Origin of the sequence: Bacillus sp. FSL M7-1345, assembly GCF_038006985.1 — a bacterium.
Taxonomy (GTDB): domain Bacteria; phylum Bacillota; class Bacilli; order Bacillales; family Bacillaceae_G; genus Bacillus_A; species Bacillus_A cereus_U.
In genome coordinates this window covers 3,009,078-3,034,447 of the sequence record NZ_JBBOWG010000001.1, presented here as the reverse complement: position 1 = coordinate 3,034,447, position 25,370 = coordinate 3,009,078, and the positions used below count along the sequence as shown (strand labels likewise).

Here is a 25,370-nt window from a genome sequence, read left to right as displayed (position 1 = left end):
TCAATATAGTTAATTGGTAATTAAGGAAAGGATTGGATGTAATGATTGAAATTGTGAATGTGTCAAAAAGTTATAATGGATCTAACTACGCAGTAAAAGATTTAAGTTTATCTGTACCTAGCGGAGAAATATTCGGATTTTTAGGACCGAATGGTGCAGGTAAATCAACGACAATTAAGATGATTACTGGTATTCATGGGGTGGACAAAGGGACCATTACAATCAATGGTAAAGATATTATGAAAAACCCGATGGAAGCGAAGAAAACATTTGGCTATGTTCCAGATAGCCCGGATATGTTTTTACGATTAAAAGGAATTGAATATTTAAACTTTATGGCTGATATGTACGAAGTGCCGAAGGAAGTAAGGCGAGAACGAATAGAGTCTTTAGCGAAGAAGTTTGATCTTTATAATGCTTTATCTGATCAAATTCAAAGTTATTCACACGGTATGAGGCAAAAGATTGTTATTATTGGTGTGCTTATACATGAGCCGGATGTATGGATTTTAGATGAACCGTTAACAGGGCTTGATCCGAAATCTGCATATATTTTGAAAGAAATGATGAGAGAACATGCAGATAAAGGGAAGATTGTATTTTTCTCTACACACGTATTAGAAGTGGCGGAAAAAATATGTGACCGCGTCGCTATTATTAATAAGGGGAATTTGCAGTTTAAAGGAAATTTAAATGAAATGAGAGATCATTTTAAATCCAATGAATCACTTGAAAAAATGTTCTTGGAGATGACGGGTAATGAGTAAAATTTGGACGTTAACGAAGGTATTATTGAAATTAAATTATGCAGATTTTATAACTGATAAAAAGAAACGATGGGCATATTTATTCTCCTTTGCAGCGATTTTATTTGTTGGGTTTTTAATATTTGGTTCGATGACGCATGGAATATATGAAGGTATGAAACAAATAGGTCAGGAGCCAGGAATTATTATTGCAATGGGACTAGCGATTGCGAGTATATGGGTATTTTTAATGAGTATAACGAACATTTTGACGGTATTTTATTATAGTAATGACATTGAAATGTTGTTACCATTACCATTAAAACCATCCCAAATTATTTCAGCGAAGTTTTTTACAGTATTAATTACACAATACGTAATGAGTTCGTTTATTTTATGGCCTATCTTTATTACTTACGGTTTAAAGAGTGGTGCGTTTATTACATACTACCTATATATGATTGTCATTTACTTATTCTTCCCGATCCTTCCGTTAGTTTTAGCTTCATTGATTATGACAATTATTATGAGGTATACGAATATAGCGAAAAATAAAGACCGAGGAAATATATTTATCGGAATCGTAAGTATACTGTTTATCGTAGGGATTAATGTATTTATGCAGTGGAGAAATAAAAGTGCGTTTTCTGGAGACACAGCTGCGGACTACCTTGTAAATAATCAATCCTCTCTTTTCGTTCAAATGACAAATTATTTTCCGACTACATATTTTGGAGCGATGGGATTAGTAGAAAACGCATCGTGGAAAGGTCTTTTATATGTAATTATTTTTATCCTTATTTCAATCGTATGTTTCGGGATATTTTATTACATTGCAGAGCGTACATATTTAAAAGGGGTTATTGGTCTTTCAACGAGTACAGCAAAGAAAGAGGTAATTTCAGCAGAAGGTTTACAGAAATCAACGGTACAAAGTTCACATTTAAAAGCATATGTGAAAAAAGAATTTAAAACGTTATTCCGCACGCCACAATTTTTCTTAAATTGTATTGTGCAAACTTTCGTTATGCCAATTATGCTGTTCTTTGTTTTATTTGTACAAGATGGAAATTTAAAATGGATTACGGAATATATTGATAATCCAGAATCTGCAGGTTTCGCAATTGGTGTTGGCCTTTGTGCATCCTTATTTTTAATGGGGAGTAATGTTATTGCAACAACGTCATTCTCACGAGATGGAAGCTCTTGGTTTGTGAATCGTTATTTACCAGTAAAGGCTTCGGATATCTTTTTTGCGAAAGCAATAACTGCTTGGTTAATTAATGTGGTCATTTTAGCAGTATTCGGTATTACGATGGCAGTTGTAGCAAAAGTTTCCCCAGTCTTTATGATACTTTGGTTCTTGCTAAGTGCGAACGGGTTATTGTTAATTAATTTGATCGGTACGCGCTGGGATGCACAAACTGCAGATATACATTGGGATACAGAACAGAAATTATTTAAGAGTCGATACACAACTTTATGGAATTTTTTAGCTAATATTTTAATAGCTTTAATTATTGTAGCGGGAGTAAGTGTATTATACTTTGTCCTTCAGGTAGGACTGTGGGTTATGTTTATTATTTTATTTATACTGTTTACCATTGCCAATTTAATTTTAATTAGAATTTTAAAATTAGGTGCAGAGCGTATATTGTCAAATATTCAATAAGAAGGTAGATCCTCTGTATTCGTGCAGAGGATCTACCTATAGATGGAGGAGAAAAGGTGAAGAAAATAGCAATTGTAACAGGGGCAACTCGTCTGAATGGAATTGGTGCAGCTGTATGCAAGGTGCTTGCTCAAAAGGGGATAGACGTCTTTTTCACGTACTGGCCTCGGTATGATAAAGCAATGCCGTGGGGAATGAATGATCAAGAACCCTTTTTGTTGAAAAAGGAAATTGAAAGTTACGGCGTTCGATGTGAAATGGCAGAAATCAACTTATCGCAGTCTTATTCGCCTAATCGTGTATTGTATATGGTATCAGAACGTTTAGGTGAGCCATCTATTCTTATTAATAATGCGGCGTATTCTACTCATACGAAAATTGAAGAGTTAGATGTAGAGCAGTTAGATAAACATTATACGGTCAATGTTCGTGCTCCTATGCTATTAAGTTCATTATTTATGAAACATTTTTCACTTAAAACGAGTGGAAGTATTATCAATCTTACTTCTGGGCAGTCACTAGCGCCAATGCCAGATGAACTGGCATACGTAGCAACAAAGGGAGCAATAGAAGCATTTACAAAGTCAGTTGCACCAGTAGCTATGGAGAAGGGGATTACAGTCAATGCTGTTGATCCAGGACCAACGAATACAGGATGGATTACAGAGGAATTACAGTATCATTTAGTATGGAAATTCCCGCAAGGTAGAGTGGGAGAACCGGTGGATGCTGCCCGTTTAATCGCTTTTTTAGTAAGTGAAGAGGCGAAGTGGGTTACTGGGCAAGTCATTCATTCGAACGGTGGTTTTTCATAAAAATATTATGTTAACAAGTGTTGAGAAATAAAAAAATAGGAATTATTTTATTTTTTTGTGTAAATAAAATGTCAAGAAAGATAAAAAATTGATAGGAGAGTATGTTGTCATTTGTAGATTGTAAATCTTCATGTGACAACATACTCTTTTTCTTTTGCTACAGAGAAGAAAAATGAGGTAGAAGAAACTCGAATATTAAAATAAATTTATCGTTTTTTGTACGTATTATTATGAAGATTACTGTCGGAAAGATGGTGATTCGTGTGAAAAGGGATTTTTTAAGAGAAAATAGAATCGTAAAGAGGAGGATAAATTATATAAACATAGGGGGATTTTTATGAAAATGAAAAAGGTCGCTATCGCATCAGTAGCAATTGGTACAATGCTTTCAATGGCAGCTTGTAGTACCTTCACAGATAAAGATGAAGCGAAGAAGGATCCAGCAACAGCGCAAAATGAAGAGCAATCAAAAACGACAAGTGCAGATGAAGCGTCAAAAACAACGAAAGATACTGAAAAAGACACAAATACTTCTTCGAATGAAAAAACAGATAAGGATACAAAAAATACAAAGGAATCATCAGGAACAGAAAGTAACGGCAAAACAACAAAAGAAAAAGAAACGACAGGAAAAACGAATGATCAAACTACTAGCGGGAAAACAACAGATCAAAGCACAAGTACAAACAATAACGGAAAGACAACGAAAGATCCGAAGAAAAGCGTAGCTGTGAAAACAAATGTAAAAGAAGTCGTTACATTAATTGAAAGCTTAGACAAGCAATTAGCTGCAAGCCCTAAATTAGAAACAGTTAATAAACTTGGAAAACAAATTAATGAGAAGTGGGATGTAATTGAGAAAGATTTAGAGGCATCACACCCGACTGAATTTAAAACTATCGGGCAAAGTATGTATCCGTTAATTGTAGGAGCGGAGAAAGAAAAGATAGATGTTAATAAAATGAAGTCATTAACGATGAAAACGAAAAAAGATTTAAATCAATTATTAACGAAGCTTTCATAGTTTCAAAAGCCTACTCGTGCGAGTAGGCCTTTTTAGTTTGTTGAGGTAGTATATGAGGCTCACCATATACTATCTAAATCTTTTTATTTACTGTTCATTTTCGGTGGGTGTTAAGAAATACAGACTTAACATCCCAATGATAAAAATAAAACCACTACGGACAATTCACAATGGTAATTGTGACGCTAGCCATTGTTCGAGGAGAATCAAGAAGTGACGCAGCAACAATTACCGTTCCAGGTCCATTTGCGGCTAGAAATACAGCGGTAAAGTTACCTGAAGCATTGGTGATGGTAGCAAGAGGAACCATAAAAGCAAGAGAAGGATTACTAAATGAAAAGCTGACTACTACCCCTACAGCAGGACTACCGTTTACTAATACTTGATCCGAAAAGAACAAAGTATTATTTCCTTGGGTGGATACACATGCTGTGGTTGCGTTAGAAGTTAATGTAATAAAATCCGTATTATAATACATGGTATATAAGCAAAGAAGAGCCTGATATGGCTCTCAGGCTCTTCCCTCAATAGCAAAGAGTAAGTCTTTTAATTACCCTTCTGCTACATAATACACAAAATTTATATATATGTGTAGAGCAAAAAAATCCAATATAATTATTTGAATATAGTGTTTAATGGTAAAATTAGAGGATTAAAATAAGGAATTAAATTACAAATGTTGATATAACGCTTGAAATCAATAGGGTTCCAACGAAGTACAGGGAATAAAGTGATATTACGATAATAAAATATGAAATATTGCATATCGAATTATGAAAGTGAAAACTGAACAAAAACGTTATTTGATATAGAAAGAGATTTAGGAATTGCAAGGTGAAAAGTTTAATGAATAATCCCTTTTCATTCAATATTCATAGTATGAAAGATGGAATACAAAAATATTTACAGAGGTGAGGTGAATAAAGCATGCTTTGTAATTATTTTTACAATGAAACGCAAATGCGTCTTTTAGGAGGTCAAGGGCCTGCGCAAAGTACTATTCAAGCCGTTCATCAGGCTATACAAGCACAGCAACAAGCATTACAAGCGCAACAAATGCAACATAGTTATTACCCATCACAATCGTTTTATTCATTACATTCGTATTATCCATCACAATCGTATTATATGATGTAGATTGCACAGGATGGAATGTCTTTTTGATCGTTACCATATGAAACTGTATATGTTTTATAGCGGAAAATGACAAAACAAAAATAGCTCTTTGATGGAGATAGGCTGCAAAAACATAAATTTCATATTTAAAAAAAGAAAAAAAGATTGCCTGTATCTTAAGAGGCAATCTTTTTTTGAGTTGTTTGTAATGGTTAAGTACAGGTTTTAAATATTATTTAGTGTTATTTCTACTCTCCAAAACCTGCTCCATATTATTAGTTGCCCATTCCATCATTAAAAGGATAATTGGACGTAGTGACTCACCAAGTTCAGTTAACGAATATTCTACTTTAGGGGGCACTTCACGATATACCTCCCGATGTACGATGCCATCTGCTTCAAGTTCTCTAAGTTGAAGTGTTAACATTCTTTGGGTGATATTAGGTTTTAATCTTTTTAATTCATTAAATCGTTTTTTACCATCTAACAAATGATAAAGAATAACCCCTTTCCATTTCCCGCCAATAACCTCGACGATAGCTTCTACTGGACAAGAATATTTATTTAAAAATGGATAATTTACATCATCTTCTTTTGAACTAATCATAAAAAGACTCTCCCTTAACAATAGTATCTTTTTTGATACTATAGCACAAAAATGTGCGTACTTGTAACATTATTACTTAAAAAATATAATTTAGTTAAGTAATAAATTAATGAAAAGAGGAACTTTTATGACTAACACAAAACAAAAAATTATGGAAGCTTTTAACTTTAGACATGCGTGTAAAGAGTTTGATCCTATGAAGAAAATTTCAGAAGATGATTTTGAGTTTATTTTAGAAACAGGAAGATTATCTCCTTCTTCTTTTGGGTATGAGCCTTGGAAATTTGTTGTGGTTCAAAATAAAGAATTAAGAGAAAAACTATTACCATATTCATGGGGAGCAGGTGGGCAGCTTTCAACAGCAAGTCATTTTGTCATTGTTCTTTCAAGAACCATCAAAGATATGCACTATGATGCAGAGTATATTCAGCACATGATGAAAGATATTATTGGATTGCCTGAAGAAGCTCAACAGATGAGATATGAATTCTTCAAAAAATTCCAAGAATCGGATTTTAAATTGTTAGACTCCGAACGTGCTGTATTTGATTGGTCATCAAAGCAATCTTATATTGCTTTAGCTAATATGATGACTAGTGCAGCTCAAATCGGTATTGATTCTTGTCCAATGGAAGGATTCGATAAAGAAAAAGTGGATTCTTTACTTCGTCAAGAAGGAATTTTAAAAGATGGTAATCTTGAAGTATCAGTTATGGTTGCATTCGGATATCGTAAAGGAGAACCAAAATTTAATAAAACAAGACAAACTATGGATACTATTGTTGAATGGATTCAATAAGATAAATTTGTATCTATATAACGAAAAAAACGCCATCCTTTTTATAGAAAGGATGGCGTTTTTTTATGTCTGTTTTTAAATCTGACGAGTTACAATTATTTGCACAGGAAATTCAATGTCTTTTGTCCCATATCGCTAAAGATGTTGGGTTTGTACAGCGAACGAGCATGTAGTAGGTCCTTTGGATTCTTTTTTATTTTAGCGAGAATACTTAGTGAATAGTTGAATTGCTTTTTCAGGTACATAGAATTTCCCATTGCTTTCTACAACGATGCTTCCTAATTCATGATCTTTTCCACCGATACAGATAATGTTTTTATTAACAAACAATTTGGCCTCCGTATTATCGCGTTTTACTACAAGCACCGGGTTTCGTGCATCTTTTTTGTCAATCGTTACAGTTGCACCAATTTGTTTAAAGGCTGTTTCAGCATCTAAGAATAATTTCTTAGTGATTTCTCCTAATTGAAAGCCCATTGCTTTGGCCATTATTTTCGCAATGTCTGTATTTTGGACTAAACCGTATGGCTTTTGAGGACCGTAAGAGTATAAGAATACATCTTCACCTGTATGACCACCAGTTGTAAAACCGATGTTCGCCCGGTTGGCCAATAATTTAGTAAGGATTGGACCTACATCAGTTTTCTTATGTGCAGCTTTTAATTTTTTTCTTTCATCATCAGTTAGGTTGTCTAAACCGTAAAGTGCAGCTACTTCTTTTATATTAGATAAATCATCTTTTAGTTTACTTGTAGCACCTTCAAGTGTCATTTTCGCCTTTTTCAGTGGGTCAATGTAAGCTGATACTGGTGTAGTATCATATCCTTTTGTTGTATTGCTGTTACCGATGGAAATACCGCTATTACCATGATCCGCTAAAGCAATGACCATAGTGTTACCATCTTTCTTCGCAAATGTTAACGCTTCTGTAACCGCATCATCAAACGCCAATACATCGCTAATCATCCCAATTGGGTCATTTGCATGTGCTGCCCAATCTGCCTTACTACCTTCTACGAATAAGAAGAAACCATCTTTATCTTTTGATAATGTTTGAATTGCTTTTCTCGTCATCAGGGAAAGAGTTGGCTGCTCAGGATGATTTTCTTCACGATCCATATCGAACGCAAGGGCAGTATTAGAGAAAGAACCCCAGATTTTATTTGAGTTGGAGTTTAATAACGCATCTTTTGTTTCGACAAAGTCGTACCCTTTTCCTTGAATCACTTTTACTAAATCTTCGTTGTCTTTACGAATTCCATTGCTTGTCGTAGGCTGAAGTGCTGCCTTTCCACCACCTAATACAACTTCTATATTTTGATAAACTTGCTGTTCACCAAGCACTTCAAAATTCTTGCGGTTAGCATGGTGGGCAGAGAAACTAGCCGGAGTAGCATGCTGAATTTCTGATGTAGCAATGATTCCTGTCGCGCGGCCGGAACGTTTTGCGCCTTCTAAGACGTTGGCAACTGGACGAAACTTGCAGTCTTCTTTCACTGGTTCTAAGCCAGGTGAATTCACAACAGAAGGTAATACGCCCACGTAGCCTGAATTAGATTTATTTCCGGTCGCTAAAGCTGTAGCTGCCGGTGCAGAGTCCGTAATAGCTGATTCTGCTGAATACGTACGAACACCTCCGGATACAATTTGATCTAGTGCAAGAGGTGAACCTTTATACCACCGGGCTAATGTTGTAGCAGAAGAGCTTGTCCCATCTATAACCATAAAAATTACATTTTTAGGTTGCTTTCCTACTTTTGTCACCTCAGCTTTTACCTCGTTACCGTTCATCATGCTTCCTGCTGCTAATGACCATAGCACTACCGTTCCCGCTAAAGTTAGTCCCATTATTTTTTTACGAAGAGTAGTCATTGTGGTTCCTCCATTGGTTGTTTTCGATATCCCAATCTAGCGTTCGTATGTAAACAAGATTTATTATTAGTAGTACCCTATTGCAACGAAACTAACAATAACTATGGAGTCAAAAAGTTAAATTTAAGCTACTTACTCAGCAATCGCTTCTCCTCATATAAACCTCTGTGTGCCCTTAGTTGCACGGTCTTTCCTATAAAAAGAATCTTCTCTTTATTTTATGGGAAACATTTAAAAAAGGATGGTGGGAAAATGACAATTGATCGAGTTTGTACAATTGGTCCAGCAAGTAATAATGAAGAAACATTAGCGCAGTTAATAAACAATGGTATGAAAATTGTTCGGTTGAATTTATCACATGGCACGCATGAAAGTCATAAAGATATCATTCGTTTAGTAAAATCGTTAGACGATTCTATTAAAATTCTAGGGGATGTACAAGGTCCTAAAATAAGATTGGGTGAAATGAAAGAGGAACAAATTACACTTGAAGCAGGGGAGTTATTTATTTTACATACTCATCCAGTACAAGGGAATAAAGAAGAAGCAAGTGTTGATTATGTAGGGATTGGGAATGACGTGAAAGTTGGTAGTAGGATTCTTATAAATGATGGAGAAGTTGAGTTAATCGCTGAAAAGGTAAGTGCGGACAAAATAGAAACGAGGATAAAAACAGGTGGAAATATTGCCTCTCATAAAGGGGTAAATTTACCAGGTGCAATTGTTAGTTTACCAGCTATTACAGAGAAAGATAAAAAAGACATTCAGTTTCTTTTAGAAGAGAATGTTGATTTTATTGCGTGTTCCTTTGTGCGAAAACCTAGTCATATAAAGGAAATACGAGAGTTTATACAAGAACATAAAGAAACTTCCCCGAATTTAATTGCAAAAATAGAAACGATGGAAGCAATCGAGAATTTTCAAGACATATGCAAAGAAGTAGATGGCATTATGATCGCAAGGGGAGATTTAGGTGTGGAACTGCCGTATCAATTTATTCCGCTTTTACAAAAAATGATGATTCGTGAGTGCAATCGAACGAATACATATGTAATTACAGCGACACAAATGCTTCAATCTATGGTAGATCACTCTATTCCTACAAGAGCTGAGGTAACTGATGTATTTCAGGCTGTATTGGACGGAACGAATGCTGTTATGCTTTCTGCTGAAAGTGCGTCAGGGGATCATCCAATCGAAAGTGTGAAAACATTACGTCTCGTTTCTGAATTCGCGGAGCATGTAAAAAAAGACGGTCCTTTTGCGATGAAAGATGTACTGGAATTGCTGCATGGTCTTATCCCTGTCAAGTAGACAATATTAAAAAGACTAAGCAGCCATCGAGATTCGATATTCTATCGGAGCTCGGTGGTTGAGTCGTTTTTGGAACCGTTTATAGTTATAAAAATAAATATACTCTTCAATTGCTTGTATTAAATCTGCTTCTGTTTTAAAATGATTCAAATACAACATTTCCGATTTAAAATGGGAGAAAAATGACTCAATACAGGCATTATCATGGCAGTTTCCTTTGCGAGAGTGGCTGCCAATGATACCTAAACCTAAAAGTCGTTTGTTGTAGGCGTGAGATGTGTACTGGAATCCCTGATCTGAATGGAGAATGGTTCCACGCACATCTCTTTTTTGTGCCAACATTTCAATTGTATCTAATACAAGTTCATTATCGTTGCGCTTGGATATTTTCCAAGAAACAACTTCGTTATTATAAATATCTTGTACAACAGAAAGATACCGAAATCCCTCTTGGAATCGTAGGTAAGTAATATCTGTAACAAGCGCTTCATTTTGTTGGCGATCTTTGAATTCACGGTTTAAAACATTCGGAAAAACATTGGAATAGTTCCCTTTAAAGAAGCGACGCTTCTTTCGAATAATAGATTGAATGTTGAGCTCGCTCATTAAGCGATATACTTTTTTGTGATTTATAAAATATCCCTCTTCCTGTAAAGCGATTTTCATACGTGGATAACCATATTCCTTGTGCCTTACGTGAATAGATTGTATTACTTTTTTTAATCGTTTCTCGGATTCTAGTCGCATGTTTTTCATACTTTTTGTATGAATCCACTTATAGTAACTTGAACGATGTACACCCGCAAATTTCGTAAGCCATATAACTGGATATTTCCCCTTTAATGATTCAATGATATGATACCTCACCGTATATTTTAGTGCACCTCCATTTACAGATTCGGATACTGCTTTTTTAAATATTCAACCTGTGCCTTATAGTAGTCACGTTCCTCTTCAATCGTCTTAAAATGAACGCGTTTGCCTTTTAGAGGATTTGATATACCTTTCATTCCACCATTTTTTCCACGAGTATCTGTAATTTCACCAAATTCTTTATATTTTTTCACCCAATTTTTTAGTTGTGTAGAGCTTCTAATCTGATATTTTTCCTTTATCATATTGTAACTTCCTTCTCCGTTTAAATAACTTTGAACAGCCGCTAACTTTAATTCTTCTGAATATGTAATAAATATTGAACCTTTTTTAGTCATGAAAAATCCCCTCCAAGTAATAGTGTAACATCCATGTATGTGCATGGTCTTTTTACACTGTCTACTTAAAGGGGATAATATCAGCATAAGTCTCTTTAGTTTATATAGAAGGATTTATCTCTCATCCTAAAAACGTACGGAAACGAATCAGGGTATGAGGTACCATTTTAGTAGTTACTTACAGATTGAAAGGTGACATATCTGCTACCTATATGAAAGAATCATTATGGAACATGGAGGATTTAAAATTAGTTAATCCAATTATCTAATTAAAAATATGTTCATTCCTATTCATAAATGATATCCTTATAGTTGAATACTTTTGCTGAACCAGCAAGAATTTGTTGTTCTTTCTGTATGAATTCAACTTTTTTATGGAAAGATATGTTAGTAAGTGTGCAATTTGAACGTTTTATTTTTTAGAGTATGCTAGGAGGAGAATGAATATGGAAGCAATTGAAGTAGGCGAAATTTTTAGTCTTACCGATGAGAATAATGAAGAACAGGAAGTTGAAGTGCTTGGAGCGATGGATGTCGAAGGAGCAGAATATATTGCGGTTGCCTTTGTAGAAGACATTCAAACAGAAACCGAGGAAGACATTGATATCTTCTTTTTAAAAGTAGAAGAAGATAATGAATTCTCATACATAGAGAATGACGAGGAATTTGAAAAAGTATCTGCTGCGTTTGAGAAGATTATGGACGAGCAAGAACAAGAATAATAATAGTTAGACAAAAGAGGGAGATGCATATCTGCCCTCTTTTTTTGTATATGGTTGAAAATCATATTTATAGCAATCGATAATTATATTATGTAAACTGAATGACTCTTTATTTATGCACTAGAAAAACCACCCAAATGAGGGTGGTTCGTATTATAAATAATTACGTAAAGAAGAGAGGGGAATCTTCACTTCAGTACCTTCCTTCATATTGCGCAGCACTACTGTTTCTGTAACAATTTCCTCTTCGCCAATTATAAGCACATACGGGATATTTTCTTTATTTGCATAGTTTAGGGCACGTTTCAATTTACGTCCAGCTAGTTCAAGTTCGACTTTTAAGGAAGTAGTAGAGCGCAATTGCTGGGCGATTTGTAAACATTGTAATTCTGTCCCGAGTGGAATGATAAAAAGATCTGCTGTAGATGTTATAGTTTCTTGTTTTTGAAGCACGGTATAAATAACATCTAAACCGAATGAAATCCCTACAGTTGGATAGTTCATATTATCACCACGGAAGGCTCCGATAATATTATCGTATCGACCACCGCTACCAATGCTAGATGTAATCGTGCCATCTTTTAGAAAGATTTCATACACAGTGCCTGTATACATTGTGAGTCCTCTTGCTAAAAACGGATTGAATATCGTATTTTCATTTATTCCGAGAGCGAGTAAGTATTGCTGTAATTGTTGCAATTCGTTTACTCCATCGGCAACGAGTGGATTATTGAAAGTTTCTTTAAAGTCGGCAATAGTAAGTTTTAGGCAAGATAAAACGGTATTACATATTGTATCGGCTATTTCTACAGAAATTCCACGCTCCAATACATCTTTTCGTACACCATCAATCCCAATCTTTTCGATTTTATCCAATGATAAAATTACGTCACTCGTTAATTCGGTAGGGATGCTAATAGACTGGAGAATACCATTTAATAATTTTCGATTATTATATTGAATCGTTACTTCTAAGTTTAACGTTCGGAATAGTTCAAATGCCATGCTCATAAGTTCAGCTTCTGCCATGACAGACTCTACACCAACTATATCAACATCACATTGAATGAATTCACGAAATCTCCCTTGTTTAATCGGACCATCTCGAAATACTTTACCAATTTCATATCGTTTAAAAGGAAGGCGGATGTTCGGATTCATCGCGACAACTTTTGCGAAGGGAATTGTTAAATCGTAACGTAAGGCAAGGTCGCGTTTCCCTTGATCCTGAAGTTTATATATTTCGTTTAAAATCTCATTACCACCGCCGTACTTGTATGACATAAGTTCATACATATTTAACGTTGGAGTTTCTAAAGGCTTGCATCCATATCGTTCAAATGTATCTTCACATGCTCTTTTAATTTTATTTCGCAGTACTTGTTCCTCTGGTAAATAGTCTTTTGTTCCTTTTACATTTTTCATTTCCACTAGAATCACTCCTTTTTTAAATTAAAAAAAGCTATGCGGGTATAAAAATACCCACATAGCTTTATGAACGCTTCGTGGGTCAACAGGAAAAGCCCTGTACCCACGAAGAAAAATTTTTCTTCGGATACACGGCGTTACGTATGATGATGAAGTTGGAAAGAAGTATTAAAATTTCGCATTACAAATCTCTCCTTAACATAAGTTTTTCAAAATTATATCAGATGAATTTTGAAAAATCAATGTTTTCAGTTTTGAAGGGAAGCCTATTAATTCCACAGTAGCTACAAGATATCTTCTGTTCGTGCCATTTTTACCGCTTCTTCACGATTGCTGACACCTAGCTTTGAATAGAGATTTGAACAGTAATTACGGATCGTTCCTTCAGATAAAAATAGCTTAGCAGCAATAGATTTATAGCGTAATCCTTTTGATAGATGTTCTAAAATTTCCATTTCGCGTTTTGTAAGTCCATACGGAGAAGTTTGTTTAGTTAATTTGATTTTATCTAATTGCTCACGCTGAAGTTTCATTTCCTCGAAAACTCGTGTAGCAACCGATTGATCGATCCAAGTCCCACCATTATAAATAAGCTTCAAGGCTTCCTTCATTTCTTGTGGATGAATAGACTTCAACATGTAACCTTCAGCTCCATGCTCTAGTGCAGTTGCTGCTTGTAAGGAATCTTCAAATGTTGTCATAAGAACAATTTTCATATTAGGCCAACGTCGCTTCATTTCTAGTAAAGCTTCAATACCATTCATTTCTGGCATTTGAATGTCCATTAGTACAATGCCAGGCCGTAATTGTTCACATAGTTTTACAGCTTCAGCTCCATCGTGTGCTTTACCAACAACAGTAAAATCAGTGTGATGCTCTAAAATTTGCTCTAAACTATTTGTAATAAGTTCCTGATCATCAACGACCAATAAGCGAATTATGTTATGTACAAGCTCTGTTTGTAATGGAATATTACAAACGATGAATGTTCCTTGCTCAGCACTAGAATGAACCGATAATGTACCGTGAAATTGTTCAAGTCGCTCCTTCATTCCACTGAGTCCAAAGCCAAATTGAATTTCTTCCATTCCAATACCGTTATCTTCAATTTGTAATCGAAGCTGTTGTCCATCGAAATGCAGTTGAACGGATATGGTGCTTGCTTTACCATGCCGAACAGCGTTTGTTAACGACTCCTGAAGACAACGATATAGGCAAAAATTCACTTTTTGCATCACAAGAGTTTCATTGCCAATCGTACGAAATGTAACGGTTGTACCTGTAGATTTTATAAATTCTTCTGTTAATTGTTGCAGTGATTCACTTAATGAATTACTAAGTGGATTATGAGATAGCTCGTGTAGATGCTTTCGAATGTCATCTAGACTATGCTGAGCAATGCTGATAAGTGAATCAATTCTTTCAAACTGTGAATTCGGTACTGATGATTTTAGTGATGTGACGCCAGCGATGAGAGAAGTAAGGGTATGACCAATTGTGTCATGTAGCTCATGTGACAATCGATTACGCTCTTCTATTAGAGTAAGCTCTTCAATCCTTTTAATATGTTGTTCTAATAGTAGTTTTTGCTCTTCAATAATTCGAGATTGTTTATGATACTGAATTAATATATTAAAAGAAACGCCAATGGCAAAACCGATACTACAACTAACAATCATTTCGTATGGCGACCGCCCGGCAATCAAGGCGTTCAATAATGGGAATACAAATCCACAAAAAATACCGCTCCATATATAATTATTTTGATTACTACATAGGCCAATAGTGATTACGAGTAAAATGAAAGGCCAAAGTAAATTTGGGGCTACGGATGCTAAATAAAGATAAAAACAACCTGCGGTGATAATATCGAATGCAGGGTACCATTCTGTTTTCTTATATCGAATAATTAATGGTACAAGGTAAACGACAAAAGCGAGAGCAAGTACGATTATACTTGACGTATGAATGAATGATGGAAACATAAAATTAGTACCGATGATAACAATTAGCCAAACTGTTCGTATGAGCACAAATATCCAGTCATACCAAATCCATTTTTTTGTGAATGAGAACATAAATTAAGCACCTACTTATATTTTAAGATTAATTATCTAATGATTCAGATTCATCATGTAACATATCTTTTAAATCGTCAATAGAAAGACAGACAACAAAGCATGTCATATGAAGCAGTTGACAGTTTGTCACATGTTTTATGTGACAGAGTTCCACATAGTGTAACGAGTAAATTAAAGCGTTTTGTCACTATGTTATTTAACAATATTGAAGTTAAGGTGAGTGTGTGAAGCAATAGAAAAATTCAAAATAATAGGAGCGATGCATTATGAAATCATTCATCATTAAAAAAGGAACTGCACTTACCTTAACAGCAACTATATTGGTTGGAGCGCTAGCAATACCTTCTTATGGAAACATACAAGCGGTGAATAAAAAGACATCAACCGAGCAAGCTGTCGATAAAGCTGCCGATACGAAAAATATTCCAGGGGTCATTGTTACTGTGAAAAATGGAGAGGCAAGTTGGTCATATGCTTCAGGTGAAGGGAATATTGAGAGAAATCATAAAGTGGATGCTGATTCTGCTTTTAGAATCGGGAGCACAACAAAGACCTTTGTGACTACAGTAGTACTGCAGCTTGCGGGAGAGAAGAAATTAAGTCTTGATGATACGGTAGAGAAATGGTTGCCGGGACTTATAAATGGAAACGGCTATGATGGTAATAAAATTACGATTCGCCAACTATTAAATCATACAAGCGGAATTGCAGATTATTTGACTCCAGATCTTAAAGAGAAATTAATAGAGAATCCAAGTGAGAATTATACAGCGGAACAATTAATTTCTCGTGCTTTACAATTAGAATCAGTAAAAGGCTGGTCATACTCGAATACGAATATGGTTATTGTAGGATTAATTATTCAGAAGGTAACAGGGGAATCGTATGCCGAGCAGATAAAAAAACGAATTATTGAACCTCTTAGTTTAAAAGAAACGGTCCTTCCTGGAAGCTCAATGGATATTCCGAAAAAAAATGCACGTGGCTACTTGAATACGGGAGATAAATTAGTAGATATTACTTTGTTTAATCCATCATTTGCTAATGCTAGTGGCGAAATGATTTCGACAGGAGAAGATATGACAACGTTCTTCCGTGCCTTATTAGGTGGTAAATTACTGACACCGGAAATGCAGAAGGAGATGGTGACTAACACAGTTGATACCCCATTAGGAAAGTATGGGCTTGGCATTCACGCAACAAAATTGCCAGACGGTACTGAAGTATGGGGACATGGTGGTGGTATTCCTGGTTTTACTAACTTTGCTGGTGGAACGGAAGCTGGTCAACATGTTATCTCGATAAACATTAATGTATTAGGAGCAGAAAAACAGATTAACAATATTTTAGCTTCAGAATTTGCGGCAAAATCTAAAAAGGACCCCGTAGATAAGGAAAAGAAAAGTAAACATCGAGAAGAAGTGAAAAACGTAATAGATCAAGTAATAACGAATAAAAAAATTCCAAGTGTTATAGCCGGCGGATTAAAGGACGGAAAGAACTGGTCGTATGCTACAGGAACAGCTAGTTATGAGGTACCACAACCTGTAGAGCCGAATTTTTCATTCCGTATCGGAAGTATAACGAAGACATTCACAGCGTCTGTTGTACTACAACTAGCTGAAGAGAAACAATTAAACCTTGATGATTCAGTCGAAAAATGGTTGCCAGGAGTCGTACAGGGTAACGGATATGATGGGAATAAAATTACAATTCGTCAGTTGTTGAATCATACAAGTGGAATTGCAACCAATATAGATAAGGATATGCGAGATTTTACACTGCCCCAAAACCCATTTCGTTACTATAGTACCGATGAACTTATCAGTTTAGCACTTGCAAAGCCACCTGTATTTGCGCCGGGGGAGGGATGGGACTATTCGAACACAAATACTGTTATAGCGGGGAAGATTATTCAAAAGGTAACAGGAGATACGTATGCCGAGCAAATTAGAAAAAGATTTATTGAACCGTTAGGGTTAAAAGAGACATTTGTAATGGAAGTAAGTTCGCATATACCGGGTGAACATGCTAATGGGTATAATATGGATAGATCGGGTCGTTTGTATGATTTGACAGAAATAAATCAGTCATGGGCGAATGCAGCTGGAGATATGGTTTCAACAGCGAAAGATTTGACTACCTTCCTTAGTGCACTGTTGGGCGGAAAGCTTCTAAATCAAGAGCTAATGGATCAGATGTTCACAACAGTAGATTCACCTATAGGTAAGGTTGGACTAGGAATTTATGAAGAAAAAACACCGGACGGACAATCATATTGGGGGCATGCTGGTGGGACTTATGGATTTGAAACGAGGGTCGGTGGACCTATTGGAGGAGAGCATATTTTAGTAACTGCTATCAATGCAGTAGGTCCGGAGGTTATTGAGGGGAGGGATAAAATATTTAATAAGGAGTTTGGACGTTAAATGTAAAACCGACATCAAGCCTTTTATTTGAAGGTGAGAGTCGGTTTTCTTTTTTCTCTCTTAGTACCTTTAAGTTGAGGATGTTTAGAGTCAAAACCTAATAATTAAAGTTTTACTTTAAATTGAACAATATGTGAAGTTTTGTAGGAGAATTTGAAAAAGGTGTATAATAAAAGGAAAATTAATGATGTGAAATAAATTTCTATGTATTAAAAGGAGAGCCTCATGAAAAAAGATAAAACAAATGCGATGCGAATATTAGATAAAGAAAAAATTGAATATTCGATGATGTCATATGATCCAGACGATGGGAAAATTGATGGCGTATCAGTTGCGGGGAAAATTGGTAGAGAAGTGAGAGAAGTATATAAAACACTTGTCGCTCAAGGGAATAGTAAAGATTATCATGTGTTCATTATCCCAGTAGATGAGGAACTCAATTTAAAAGCAGCCGCAAAAGCAGTCGGTGAAAAAAAGATTGAAATGATTCCTGTTAAAGATATTACGAAAGTTTCAGGGTATATTCGCGGTGGTTGTTCACCAGTAGGGATGAAGAAGTTACTTTCTACATGTATTGATGGGAGTGCCCAATCACTTGAAACGATCATTGTAAGCGGAGGGAAAATCGGCGTGCAAATTGAGCTTAAAGTTGAAGATTTGATGAAAGTGACGAGAGCGCAATTTGGAGAAGTAACGAAATAAATAGTGAAATTTAAAGGGATATAGGATCCTTACATATTTGAAAACAAAAGTGCTAGTAAACCAGTGAATTTGAAATACAATCTTTATTAAGGCTTAATTTCTAAAGAATACTTTAATATCAATCCCACAGCATATTTATAATATGTTGTGGGATTTTTCTACTTGAACCTCTAAAATTGAACAACTTCATTATTTTTAAAGTAACGTGTACTGAAGGGGAAAGATAAATATACCTTTATATAACTTCAAAGAGAACTCATTGAAATTCATATACTGAACTAATTCTAGTTCAGTATATGAATTTTGGGTTTTAACGGGTCAATCCATTTAAAAACAATGTATTTCATCTGTTGTGCTTTAAAAAAACGAACATTTTAATCCATTTAAATAAAAATGTTCATATTTTTGTTGTGTATTCACAAATAGTTTGTTATATTAACAATATAATAATTTTAAATAACATCACTCGTATATACTCGGTAATATGGTCCGAGCGTTTCTACCTAGTTCCCAATGAAAGAACTGGACTACGGGTTAAAGTATTCGGTCGCTTTCTGTATTGAGCCGCTACCGATCTATAATTTAGCAATGGTCTCATCTTTTGCTTAATTAACTTTGACTACCGTAGTTCTAGAAAGTAGAGATTCTTCTACAATTTCTAGAGCTTTTTTCTTTGGACCAAAACATCGAGTATAGAAAACAACAAGAGAAAGAGGAGAGATTATTTATGAAGAAAAACCTGTTGAAAAAATATGGTGCTCTAGCAACTACTATCGCATTATCATTCTCAATACTTGCAGGATGTAATGCTAGTCCAAAACAAGCAGCAGAGGCGAAAAGTACTCAAAATCCTATCTTAATTCAAGGCCCAATGCCAATAGAAGCTGAAAAATTTGCAAAAAGGTTAAAAAATGTGAAAGAAGAAAAATCTGGAACTTTTGTATTTTATAAAGGTACTGTAGACAATTATCCTGTAATCGTTGCGAAAACAGGTAAAGGAATGGAAAATACAGCAGCCGCTACAGCAGTGGCTATTGAAAAATATAAGCCTATAGCGATTATTAACCAAGGAACATCAGGCGGGCATGATCCTAATTTAAACGTATTTGATATTGTTTTAGGAAAAAAAGTCGCGAATATAGGTTCATTAAAAACAACAAATATGGATGAGAACCAAGGAATTGAGCCGGCAAAATGGATATCTATGGATTTAATGGCTTCTGAAGGAAGTGCAGGAGAAGATCCAAATGCTGAGAAAATCCGATACTACGAGGGAGATAAGGATTTACTTGCAGCAGCTAATGCAGTAAAAGACAAGTATACAAAAGGTAAAGTGGTAGAAGGTACTATAGGTTCAGCAGACGTTTGGAATAATGAAGTTGATCGAATTAAGTGGTTCCATACAAAATACGGTACATCTGTAGAAGAAATGGAAGGCGCTGCAGCAGCGCAAATCGCAAAAGCTTATGACGTACCATTCTTAGGAATTCGAGTATTATCTAACAATAAAACAAACGGCGGAAAATACAACCCGAATACAGCAGCGGCAAATCAAGAATATGTATATGAAGTAGTTAAAAAGTATATAGATTCGATGCCAAATAAATAAGTAAATAAAGGTAGTTCTATTCTCAACATAAACATCAAGTAACTTCAAAAGTTTTCGAGACAGATAGACCTATATTAGGATTAGTAGTTGGAAAAGAAAAGCTTGTTTCTTATTTGAAAAGATAAGAAATGAGCTTTTTTATGTAAATTTTTTTTATGAACTATTCAATAAATATGTATAATTGCATAAAAAAATTGAAGTTTATAAGTTATCATTAAACTACTTTTTACTGTAAGAGAATATTTTAATAGTCTTTACTAGAGAAGAATATTCTTTGTGAAAATAAAAATTGTTTATGTAATTGAAGAAACTAAAATTTAGGAGAACAGTATGAAAAAGAAACTATGTACATAGGCTTTTTTGATTAATCAATTCAAATTATATTTTAAAGGGGAAATGGGTATATGAAGTTCCGAAACACAAAACTTGCTATGGTTACACTATCTTCATTTTTTATTTTAGGTTCTGCATCTCTATCATTCACAGATATCATACATGGTGAAGTAGTTTCTGCATCTCCACAAGTAGATACGTTTTCAGCACAAGAGATTACTGTAAAAAACTATGACGATACATATTATAATAACGCTATAGGAAAAACGGGTTTAGAATTAAAGAAGGAACTTCATAATGTTATTGATAATCATACAAAGATATCATACAGTGCGGTTTGGGAAGCGCTAAGAGATACTGATGAAGATCCAAATAATAAAAATAATGTGTTGCTCTTATATACTGGGCGTTCGCAAGAGAAATTTACGAATGGTTCAGGAGTTGATAACTGGAACCGAGAGCATGTTTGGGCAAAATCACACGGTGATTTTGGAACGGCTGCAGGACCAGGAACAGATCTGCATCATTTAAGAGCGACAGATGTGTCTGTAAATAGTTCACGTGGAAATCTGGATTTTGATAATGGTGGTATGAATCATTCGGAAGCGACAGAATGTAAATATGATAGTGATTCTTGGGAACCTCGTGATAGTGTAAAAGGAGATATCGCTAGAATGCTGTTTTACATGGCTGTTCGTTACGAAGGAGACAACGGCGAAATAGACTTAGAACTAAATGAAAAGGTGAATAACAACAAAGATCCATACATGGGGAAACTATCTGTTTTACTAAAATGGAATGAACAAGACCCTGTCGATGATTTAGAGCGAAAGCGTAATGAAGTGATTTTTACAAAATATCAACATAATCGTAATCCTTTTATTGATCATCCTGAATGGGTAAATAAAATTTGGAACTAAGATTTTTAAAGAATTTTTAGTGACATTATACTTTGACAGAAGGGATGGATCATTATGATCCATCCCTTCTTATGTTTATGCTAGAATAAATGTTTTTCATAGGAGTGCAATAGATTATAATAAAGCTTTTTACTTAAAGCAATAGTTTCAAGTGGTAAGCTTTATTTTACTTCATTTATATATGACTTTCACCGCACATACAAATTATTGCAACATTAGACAGGGAAACGAAAAAAATCCAAGAATATGTAATATAAAAGGAAAAGAGGGAAAGAGATGTGGAAAACTACCGATCTATGTGATGAATTTGAACAAGAATTACAAATATGTCGCCAGTCTTTTCAATCTTATGGAAAGAAAGAACAATTCTATGGGAAAATCGCAACAGTAAAAGTGAAGGATGATAATGTACTAGTAAAAGAGGGGTTACAAACACTGCCAGAAGGAACGGTATTAGTGGTTGATGGTGGAGCTTCTAAAAATTGTGCGTTACTTGGTGATAATTTAGCAGCTATTGCGGAAGAAAGAAACTTAGCAGGAATTATTGTAAATGGATATGTTCGTGATTCTATGGAGCTAAAAAATATTAATATAGGTATTTTAGCATTGGGGACGATGCCAAATAGAAGTGTAAAAGAAGGAAAAGGAGAAAAAAATATTCCATTGCAATTTGGTGAAGTTGAATGGAAACCGAATGAATATGTTTATGTAGATGAAGATGGAATTATTGTTAGTGATAAAAGCTTACATAGTGAGGGATGACTTCTATTAATGGAAGGCTATTAAGCTATTATTCTTAGAAAATAAATCCGATAAAGCATGGACAAAATTCTTTGTCAATAGTAAAATAATACAGAAAATCAAAATTTGCAGAATGTATAGGTTTATCGTTTTACGATAAAGTGAAACTTTAATCAGTGGGGATTTTGTTCATCCCCACTGATTATTAGCCTTCACCAATCGGGCATTTACGGGCAGTTGATCCCCACCTAACTTCTTTGCTTTCGCTGAATTTGAGGCGGGGGTTTTACTGCTCGTTAATGCGGGATAACTTGAAAAGGGAGTAAATTTTGCCTAGAAAAGTGAATGTTATCACAATGGTGCGTTCATAAACGAAATTATTTTTCCTATACAAATATAGCCGCGAATAATGCGGGTAGGAGGTGTTGTACATTTTTGTTCGACACTTACAAAAAGAGAGTGTCAACCGCATACCCTTAAAGGGTCTTTTTTTGTGTGAATGTTAGTAAAGGGAGGGAATTTTGGGATGGCAATGTTAAAGAAATGGCTGCTTACATCATTAATGACAGTGGCACTTGTATTTGTTTCTTTTTCGAATACAGTACATATTACGTTTGCTGAAGGAAAGACAGCGAAACTTGCAATTATTGGTGAATCACAAAAAGGAATTATGTTATGTCCGAAAGAAGTTTCCATTGAAGATGGAGAAACAGCTTTTAGTTTGCTACAAAAAGTCATGGGTGACAAAGTAACATCTGAAAGTATGTCATTTGGAACTTATATAAAGGGCATCGATGGATTAATGGCCGGAGCAACGAGCGGTTGGTTGTATGATGTAAATGACAAATCTGCAGAAGTTGGGGCGGATAGTTATAAATTAGAGTCTGGGGATGTTGTTGCATTTCGTTACATCGCAGACTGGAGCAATATGAGTCAAGAAACATTGCAACAAACGTTAGATAAATTTGGCACTTGTAAAACTGTAGAAGAGCCAAAGACAGAGGAACCGAAACCAGAAAAACCAGATGGTAAAACAGAGGAACCAAAACCAGATGGTAAAACAGAGGAACCGAAACCAGATGGTAAAACAGAAGAACCAAAACTAGAAGATAAAACAACAGAACAACCAAAGCAAGAGAAAATCGAAATCCCAGCCGCACAATTAAACGAAGCGATTTCTAAAACGTCAGAAAAGATGTTACAAGATGGAATTGGTAGTGATTGGGTTGCGATTGGACTTGCTCGTTCAGGTGTAAATGTTCCACTTGAAACGAAAATAAACTATGTTAAGCCAGTAGCTGAAAAAGTTAAGAAGCGTTTAAATCGTTTTTCAGCAACAGATTTAGCTAGAACGATTATTATGATGAATGCAATGAACGTAGATCCTACAAAGGTAGAGGGACAAAATTTAGTGCAAAATTTATTTGAATCAGATAAAGTGAATTCCGTTACAGGATACGCATTTACATTACTTGCATTAGATACAAAGAAATATGAGGTTCCAGTTGAAGCGAAATGGAATCGAGCTACTTTAGTACAAGCACTTTTACAGGCGCAGCATACAGACGGTGGCTGGACGTATGATAGTTCAAGTAGTAAAGAAAGTGCTAGTAACGTTGATGTAACAAGTATGGTATTAGCAGCATTAGCTCCTTATCAAGAACAACAAGACGTTAAGCCAGCTATTCAAAAAGCTGTGGATTACTTATACAAGCAGCAGTTAGGTAATGGTGGTTTTGCTGCTGATGGACAAGAGAATTCTAATAGTACTGCACAAGCAATTATTGGACTATCGCTAGTTAAAGATGTAGATCACAATCGTCTTAATAAAGCAGTACAAAATTTAATGTCATATCAGCTTCCAAATGGTGAGTTCAAATGGTTACCAAGTGATCAAAAGGGTAGCGGAATGGCTACAGAGCAAGCATTTTTAGCTTTACTTCAGTTTAAAGAGCTTGGAAAATCGATTTATGATTGGTCAAATGTAGTAGAGAATGAAATCGATACGAAACCAATTGTAGAACCAGAACCAACTGTAGAAGAAAAAGAAGTTGTAGAACAACCGAAACAACAAGAAGAGTTACAAAAACAACCAAAAGATGAAAATCTAAAAGTTGTTGTAGATAACGAACGAGTTAATAAAGAAACAAATAAGAATAAGAATCAATTACCACAAACAGGAGCATCTTCTCATAGTGCAGCTCCACAAGTAGGTATGGGTGTATTATGTATCGCTTCTGCATATGTATTATGGAGACGTAAAGCAGCTTAACAAAAATTAGGAGCAATCATTTGCTCCTAATTTTATTATAAAAGGTGAGGGCTAATAATGAGTGGAGATGAACAAAATCTCCACTCATTAAAGTTTCACTTTATTATGAAAGGTGAGGGGCAGCATGAGTAAGATGAAATGGTTCATTTCTTTAGTTCTTTCATTGGGATTATTAGTTGGATGTGAAGAAACGGCTGTAAAACCTGAGAAGAAGGCAGAACCGAAGCAAGAAGAGCAAAAAGAAGTAGCGAAACAGGAAGAACAAAAAGATGTACCGAAACCGGAAGAGACACAAGCTAAACCGGAACAGAAACCACAAGAAGAGCAGAAAGATAAACAAGAACAAAAAGTAGAAGAGAAACAAAAAGAAGAAAAGGTGCAGGAACAACCTGAAGTAAAGAAGGAAGAGAAACCAAAGGAACAGCCTGCTGCAAATAAACAACCGGAACAACAAAAAGTACAAGAAGAGAAACCTCAGCAGCAGAAAGCACCAGAAGTAAAAGAAGAAGCGAAGGTTGTTAATCAGCCGAAAGAAACACCGAAGCAGGAGCAAAAAGAAGATCCAAATAAAGGGCAACAACCGGCTCCACCTCCATCGAAACAAGTGCCACCTAGCACGCCAGAACCACCGAAACCGCAAGCAAAACAAGTTACAATCTCGGTAAAGGGACATGAAGGGTACTTATTAGGTGCGAAAAAGGTTGATGTACAAGAAGGTGCTACTGTATATAGTGTACTAAATAGTACAGGATTAGATGTTGATGCAAGTGGATCTAAAGGTGATGTTTACGTAAAAGGGATTAATGATTTATACGAAAAAGATATAAGTGATACAAGTGGTTGGAAATACCGTGTGAACGGTGCATTTCCGAATCGTAGTGCTGGTGTAGTTACAGTAAAACCAGGAGATACAATTGAATGGGTGTATGTATTAAAATAAGAAAGGACCTTCGGTAA

Annotated in this window: 22 protein-coding genes and 1 riboswitch; of the genes, 16 read left to right on the top strand and 6 right to left on the bottom strand. The window is 35.2% G+C overall.

Annotated features, from left to right (window positions below; translation table 11 throughout):
• Window positions 1-41 precede the first annotated feature (41 nt).
• The 6 genes from MHB76_RS15815 to MHB76_RS15790 all read left to right on the top strand — a co-directional run bounded on the left by MHB76_RS15815 (window position 42) and on the right by MHB76_RS15790 (window position 5,394).
• Window positions 42-767 (top strand): ABC transporter ATP-binding protein, encoded by a 726-nt coding sequence (locus MHB76_RS15815; protein ID WP_078174496.1) that lies wholly within the window; start codon window positions 42-44, stop codon window positions 765-767.
• On the top strand, window positions 760-2,418 hold the full coding sequence (locus tag MHB76_RS15810; protein ID WP_002161087.1) for a putative ABC transporter permease subunit: 1,659 nt from the start codon (window positions 760-762) through the stop codon (window positions 2,416-2,418). The genes MHB76_RS15815 and MHB76_RS15810 overlap by 8 nt, the downstream gene beginning before the upstream one ends.
• Before the next feature lie 56 nt (window positions 2,419-2,474).
• Window positions 2,475-3,233, top strand: a complete 759-nt coding sequence (locus tag MHB76_RS15805; protein ID WP_078174495.1) for an SDR family oxidoreductase — start codon at window positions 2,475-2,477, stop codon at window positions 3,231-3,233.
• A gap of 337 nt (window positions 3,234-3,570) precedes the next feature.
• The gene (locus MHB76_RS15800) at window positions 3,571-4,257 is read left to right on the top strand and encodes a hypothetical protein (RefSeq protein ID WP_078174494.1); all 687 of its coding nucleotides are present in this window, start codon (window positions 3,571-3,573) and stop codon (window positions 4,255-4,257) included.
• A 170-nt stretch (window positions 4,258-4,427) separates the two neighbouring features.
• Complete coding sequence (locus MHB76_RS15795; protein WP_078174493.1) at window positions 4,428-4,643, top strand: hypothetical protein; 216 nt, start codon at window positions 4,428-4,430, stop codon at window positions 4,641-4,643.
• Window positions 4,644-5,184: 541 nt separating this feature from the next.
• Entirely contained in the window at window positions 5,185-5,394 is a 210-nt protein-coding gene (locus MHB76_RS15790; protein WP_078174492.1) for a DUF3947 family protein, read from the top strand.
• A gap of 211 nt (window positions 5,395-5,605) precedes the next feature.
• Here the strand turns inward: MHB76_RS15790 and MHB76_RS15785 are convergent, their stop codons facing one another.
• Window positions 5,606-5,980 carry a winged helix-turn-helix transcriptional regulator gene (locus MHB76_RS15785; RefSeq protein WP_002128279.1) on the bottom strand — a complete coding sequence of 125 codons (375 nt, stop codon included), beginning with the start codon at window positions 5,978-5,980 and terminating at the stop codon, window positions 5,606-5,608.
• A 109-nt stretch (window positions 5,981-6,089) separates the two neighbouring features.
• Here MHB76_RS15785 and MHB76_RS15780 point away from each other — a divergent pair, with 109 nt between their 5' ends.
• On the top strand, window positions 6,090-6,779 hold the full coding sequence (locus MHB76_RS15780) for an NAD(P)H-dependent oxidoreductase (protein ID WP_439823133.1): 690 nt from the start codon (window positions 6,090-6,092) through the stop codon (window positions 6,777-6,779).
• A 198-nt stretch (window positions 6,780-6,977) separates the two neighbouring features.
• On the opposite strand, the gene MHB76_RS15775 is transcribed toward MHB76_RS15780, so the two are convergent.
• Window positions 6,978-8,651 carry an alkaline phosphatase gene (locus MHB76_RS15775; RefSeq protein ID WP_078174490.1) on the bottom strand — a complete coding sequence of 558 codons (1,674 nt, stop codon included), beginning with the start codon at window positions 8,649-8,651 and terminating at the stop codon, window positions 6,978-6,980.
• A gap of 252 nt (window positions 8,652-8,903) precedes the next feature.
• Here MHB76_RS15775 and MHB76_RS15770 point away from each other — a divergent pair, with 252 nt between their 5' ends.
• Window positions 8,904-9,965 carry a pyruvate kinase gene (locus MHB76_RS15770; RefSeq protein WP_340987087.1) on the top strand — a complete coding sequence of 354 codons (1,062 nt, stop codon included), beginning with the start codon at window positions 8,904-8,906 and terminating at the stop codon, window positions 9,963-9,965.
• A 15-nt stretch (window positions 9,966-9,980) separates the two neighbouring features.
• Here MHB76_RS15770 and MHB76_RS15765 read toward each other — a convergent pair whose 3' ends face one another.
• Window positions 9,981-10,832: an IS3 family transposase gene (locus MHB76_RS15765; RefSeq protein WP_016103639.1), complete on the bottom strand. Its 852-nt coding sequence runs from the start codon at window positions 10,830-10,832 to the stop codon at window positions 9,981-9,983.
• Window positions 10,833-10,855: 23 nt separating this feature from the next.
• Complete coding sequence (locus MHB76_RS26330) at window positions 10,856-11,176, bottom strand: transposase (protein WP_016103355.1); 321 nt, start codon at window positions 11,174-11,176, stop codon at window positions 10,856-10,858.
• 440 nt (window positions 11,177-11,616) lie between these two features.
• On the opposite strand from MHB76_RS26330, the gene MHB76_RS15760 reads away from it, so the two are divergent.
• On the top strand, window positions 11,617-11,898 hold the full coding sequence (locus MHB76_RS15760) for a DUF1292 domain-containing protein (RefSeq protein WP_002013967.1): 282 nt from the start codon (window positions 11,617-11,619) through the stop codon (window positions 11,896-11,898).
• 153 nt (window positions 11,899-12,051) lie between these two features.
• Here MHB76_RS15760 and MHB76_RS15755 read toward each other — a convergent pair whose 3' ends face one another.
• The gene (locus tag MHB76_RS15755) at window positions 12,052-13,323 is read right to left on the bottom strand and encodes a histidine--tRNA ligase (protein ID WP_078174525.1); all 1,272 of its coding nucleotides are present in this window, start codon (window positions 13,321-13,323) and stop codon (window positions 12,052-12,054) included.
• 287 nt (window positions 13,324-13,610) lie between these two features.
• Complete coding sequence (locus tag MHB76_RS15750) at window positions 13,611-15,404, bottom strand: helix-turn-helix transcriptional regulator (protein WP_078174488.1); 1,794 nt, start codon at window positions 15,402-15,404, stop codon at window positions 13,611-13,613.
• Between the two features lie 269 nt (window positions 15,405-15,673).
• On the opposite strand from MHB76_RS15750, the gene MHB76_RS15745 reads away from it, so the two are divergent.
• From MHB76_RS15745 to MHB76_RS15715, 7 genes are all read left to right on the top strand, one after another.
• The gene (locus MHB76_RS15745; protein WP_340987085.1) at window positions 15,674-17,836 is read left to right on the top strand and encodes a serine hydrolase domain-containing protein; all 2,163 of its coding nucleotides are present in this window, start codon (window positions 15,674-15,676) and stop codon (window positions 17,834-17,836) included.
• A 225-nt stretch (window positions 17,837-18,061) separates the two neighbouring features.
• Complete coding sequence (gene ybaK, locus MHB76_RS15740) at window positions 18,062-18,538, top strand: Cys-tRNA(Pro) deacylase (protein WP_078174486.1); 477 nt, start codon at window positions 18,062-18,064, stop codon at window positions 18,536-18,538.
• A 446-nt stretch (window positions 18,539-18,984) separates the two neighbouring features.
• A riboswitch (purine riboswitch) is annotated at window positions 18,985-19,088 on the top strand.
• 177 nt (window positions 19,089-19,265) lie between these two features.
• Window positions 19,266-20,147: a 5'-methylthioadenosine/S-adenosylhomocysteine nucleosidase gene (locus MHB76_RS15735; protein ID WP_078174485.1), complete on the top strand. Its 882-nt coding sequence runs from the start codon at window positions 19,266-19,268 to the stop codon at window positions 20,145-20,147.
• A 404-nt stretch (window positions 20,148-20,551) separates the two neighbouring features.
• Window positions 20,552-21,400 (top strand): endonuclease I family protein, encoded by an 849-nt coding sequence (locus MHB76_RS15730; RefSeq protein WP_078174484.1) that lies wholly within the window; start codon window positions 20,552-20,554, stop codon window positions 21,398-21,400.
• 276 nt (window positions 21,401-21,676) lie between these two features.
• On the top strand, window positions 21,677-22,162 hold the full coding sequence (gene rraA, locus MHB76_RS15725) for a ribonuclease E activity regulator RraA (RefSeq protein ID WP_078174483.1): 486 nt from the start codon (window positions 21,677-21,679) through the stop codon (window positions 22,160-22,162).
• Between the two features lie 505 nt (window positions 22,163-22,667).
• On the top strand, window positions 22,668-24,413 hold the full coding sequence (locus tag MHB76_RS15720; protein WP_254866018.1) for a DUF4430 domain-containing protein: 1,746 nt from the start codon (window positions 22,668-22,670) through the stop codon (window positions 24,411-24,413).
• 124 nt (window positions 24,414-24,537) lie between these two features.
• The gene (locus tag MHB76_RS15715) at window positions 24,538-25,353 is read left to right on the top strand and encodes a DUF4430 domain-containing protein (RefSeq protein ID WP_078174481.1); all 816 of its coding nucleotides are present in this window, start codon (window positions 24,538-24,540) and stop codon (window positions 25,351-25,353) included.
• Window positions 25,354-25,370: the final 17 nt, after the last annotated feature.

Coding starts and splice junctions, on each gene's coding strand:
- MHB76_RS15815 (WP_078174496.1), top strand. CDS start 42: ATGATTGAAATTGTGAATGTGTCAAAAAGTTATAATGGATCTAACTAC.
- MHB76_RS15810 (WP_002161087.1), top strand. CDS start 760: ATGAGTAAAATTTGGACGTTAACGAAGGTATTATTGAAATTAAATTAT.
- MHB76_RS15800 (WP_078174494.1), top strand. CDS start 3,571: ATGAAAATGAAAAAGGTCGCTATCGCATCAGTAGCAATTGGTACAATG.
- MHB76_RS15795 (WP_078174493.1), top strand. CDS start 4,428: ATGGTAATTGTGACGCTAGCCATTGTTCGAGGAGAATCAAGAAGTGAC.
- MHB76_RS15790 (WP_078174492.1), top strand. CDS start 5,185: ATGCTTTGTAATTATTTTTACAATGAAACGCAAATGCGTCTTTTAGGA.
- MHB76_RS15785 (WP_002128279.1), bottom strand. CDS start 5,980: ATGATTAGTTCAAAAGAAGATGATGTAAATTATCCATTTTTAAATAAA.
- MHB76_RS15780 (WP_439823133.1), top strand. CDS start 6,090: ATGAAAAGAGGAACTTTTATGACTAACACAAAACAAAAAATTATGGAA.
- MHB76_RS15775 (WP_078174490.1), bottom strand. CDS start 8,651: ATGACTACTCTTCGTAAAAAAATAATGGGACTAACTTTAGCGGGAACG.
- MHB76_RS15770 (WP_340987087.1), top strand. CDS start 8,904: ATGACAATTGATCGAGTTTGTACAATTGGTCCAGCAAGTAATAATGAA.
- MHB76_RS26330 (WP_016103355.1), bottom strand. CDS start 11,176: ATGACTAAAAAAGGTTCAATATTTATTACATATTCAGAAGAATTAAAG.
- MHB76_RS15760 (WP_002013967.1), top strand. CDS start 11,617: ATGAATATGGAAGCAATTGAAGTAGGCGAAATTTTTAGTCTTACCGAT.
- MHB76_RS15755 (WP_078174525.1), bottom strand. CDS start 13,323: ATGAAAAATGTAAAAGGAACAAAAGACTATTTACCAGAGGAACAAGTA.
- MHB76_RS15750 (WP_078174488.1), bottom strand. CDS start 15,404: ATGTTCTCATTCACAAAAAAATGGATTTGGTATGACTGGATATTTGTG.
- MHB76_RS15745 (WP_340987085.1), top strand. CDS start 15,674: ATGAAATCATTCATCATTAAAAAAGGAACTGCACTTACCTTAACAGCA.
- ybaK (WP_078174486.1), top strand. CDS start 18,062: ATGAAAAAAGATAAAACAAATGCGATGCGAATATTAGATAAAGAAAAA.
- MHB76_RS15735 (WP_078174485.1), top strand. CDS start 19,266: ATGAAGAAAAACCTGTTGAAAAAATATGGTGCTCTAGCAACTACTATC.
- MHB76_RS15730 (WP_078174484.1), top strand. CDS start 20,552: ATGAAGTTCCGAAACACAAAACTTGCTATGGTTACACTATCTTCATTT.
- rraA (WP_078174483.1), top strand. CDS start 21,677: ATGTGGAAAACTACCGATCTATGTGATGAATTTGAACAAGAATTACAA.
- MHB76_RS15720 (WP_254866018.1), top strand. CDS start 22,668: ATGGCAATGTTAAAGAAATGGCTGCTTACATCATTAATGACAGTGGCA.
- MHB76_RS15715 (WP_078174481.1), top strand. CDS start 24,538: ATGAGTAAGATGAAATGGTTCATTTCTTTAGTTCTTTCATTGGGATTA.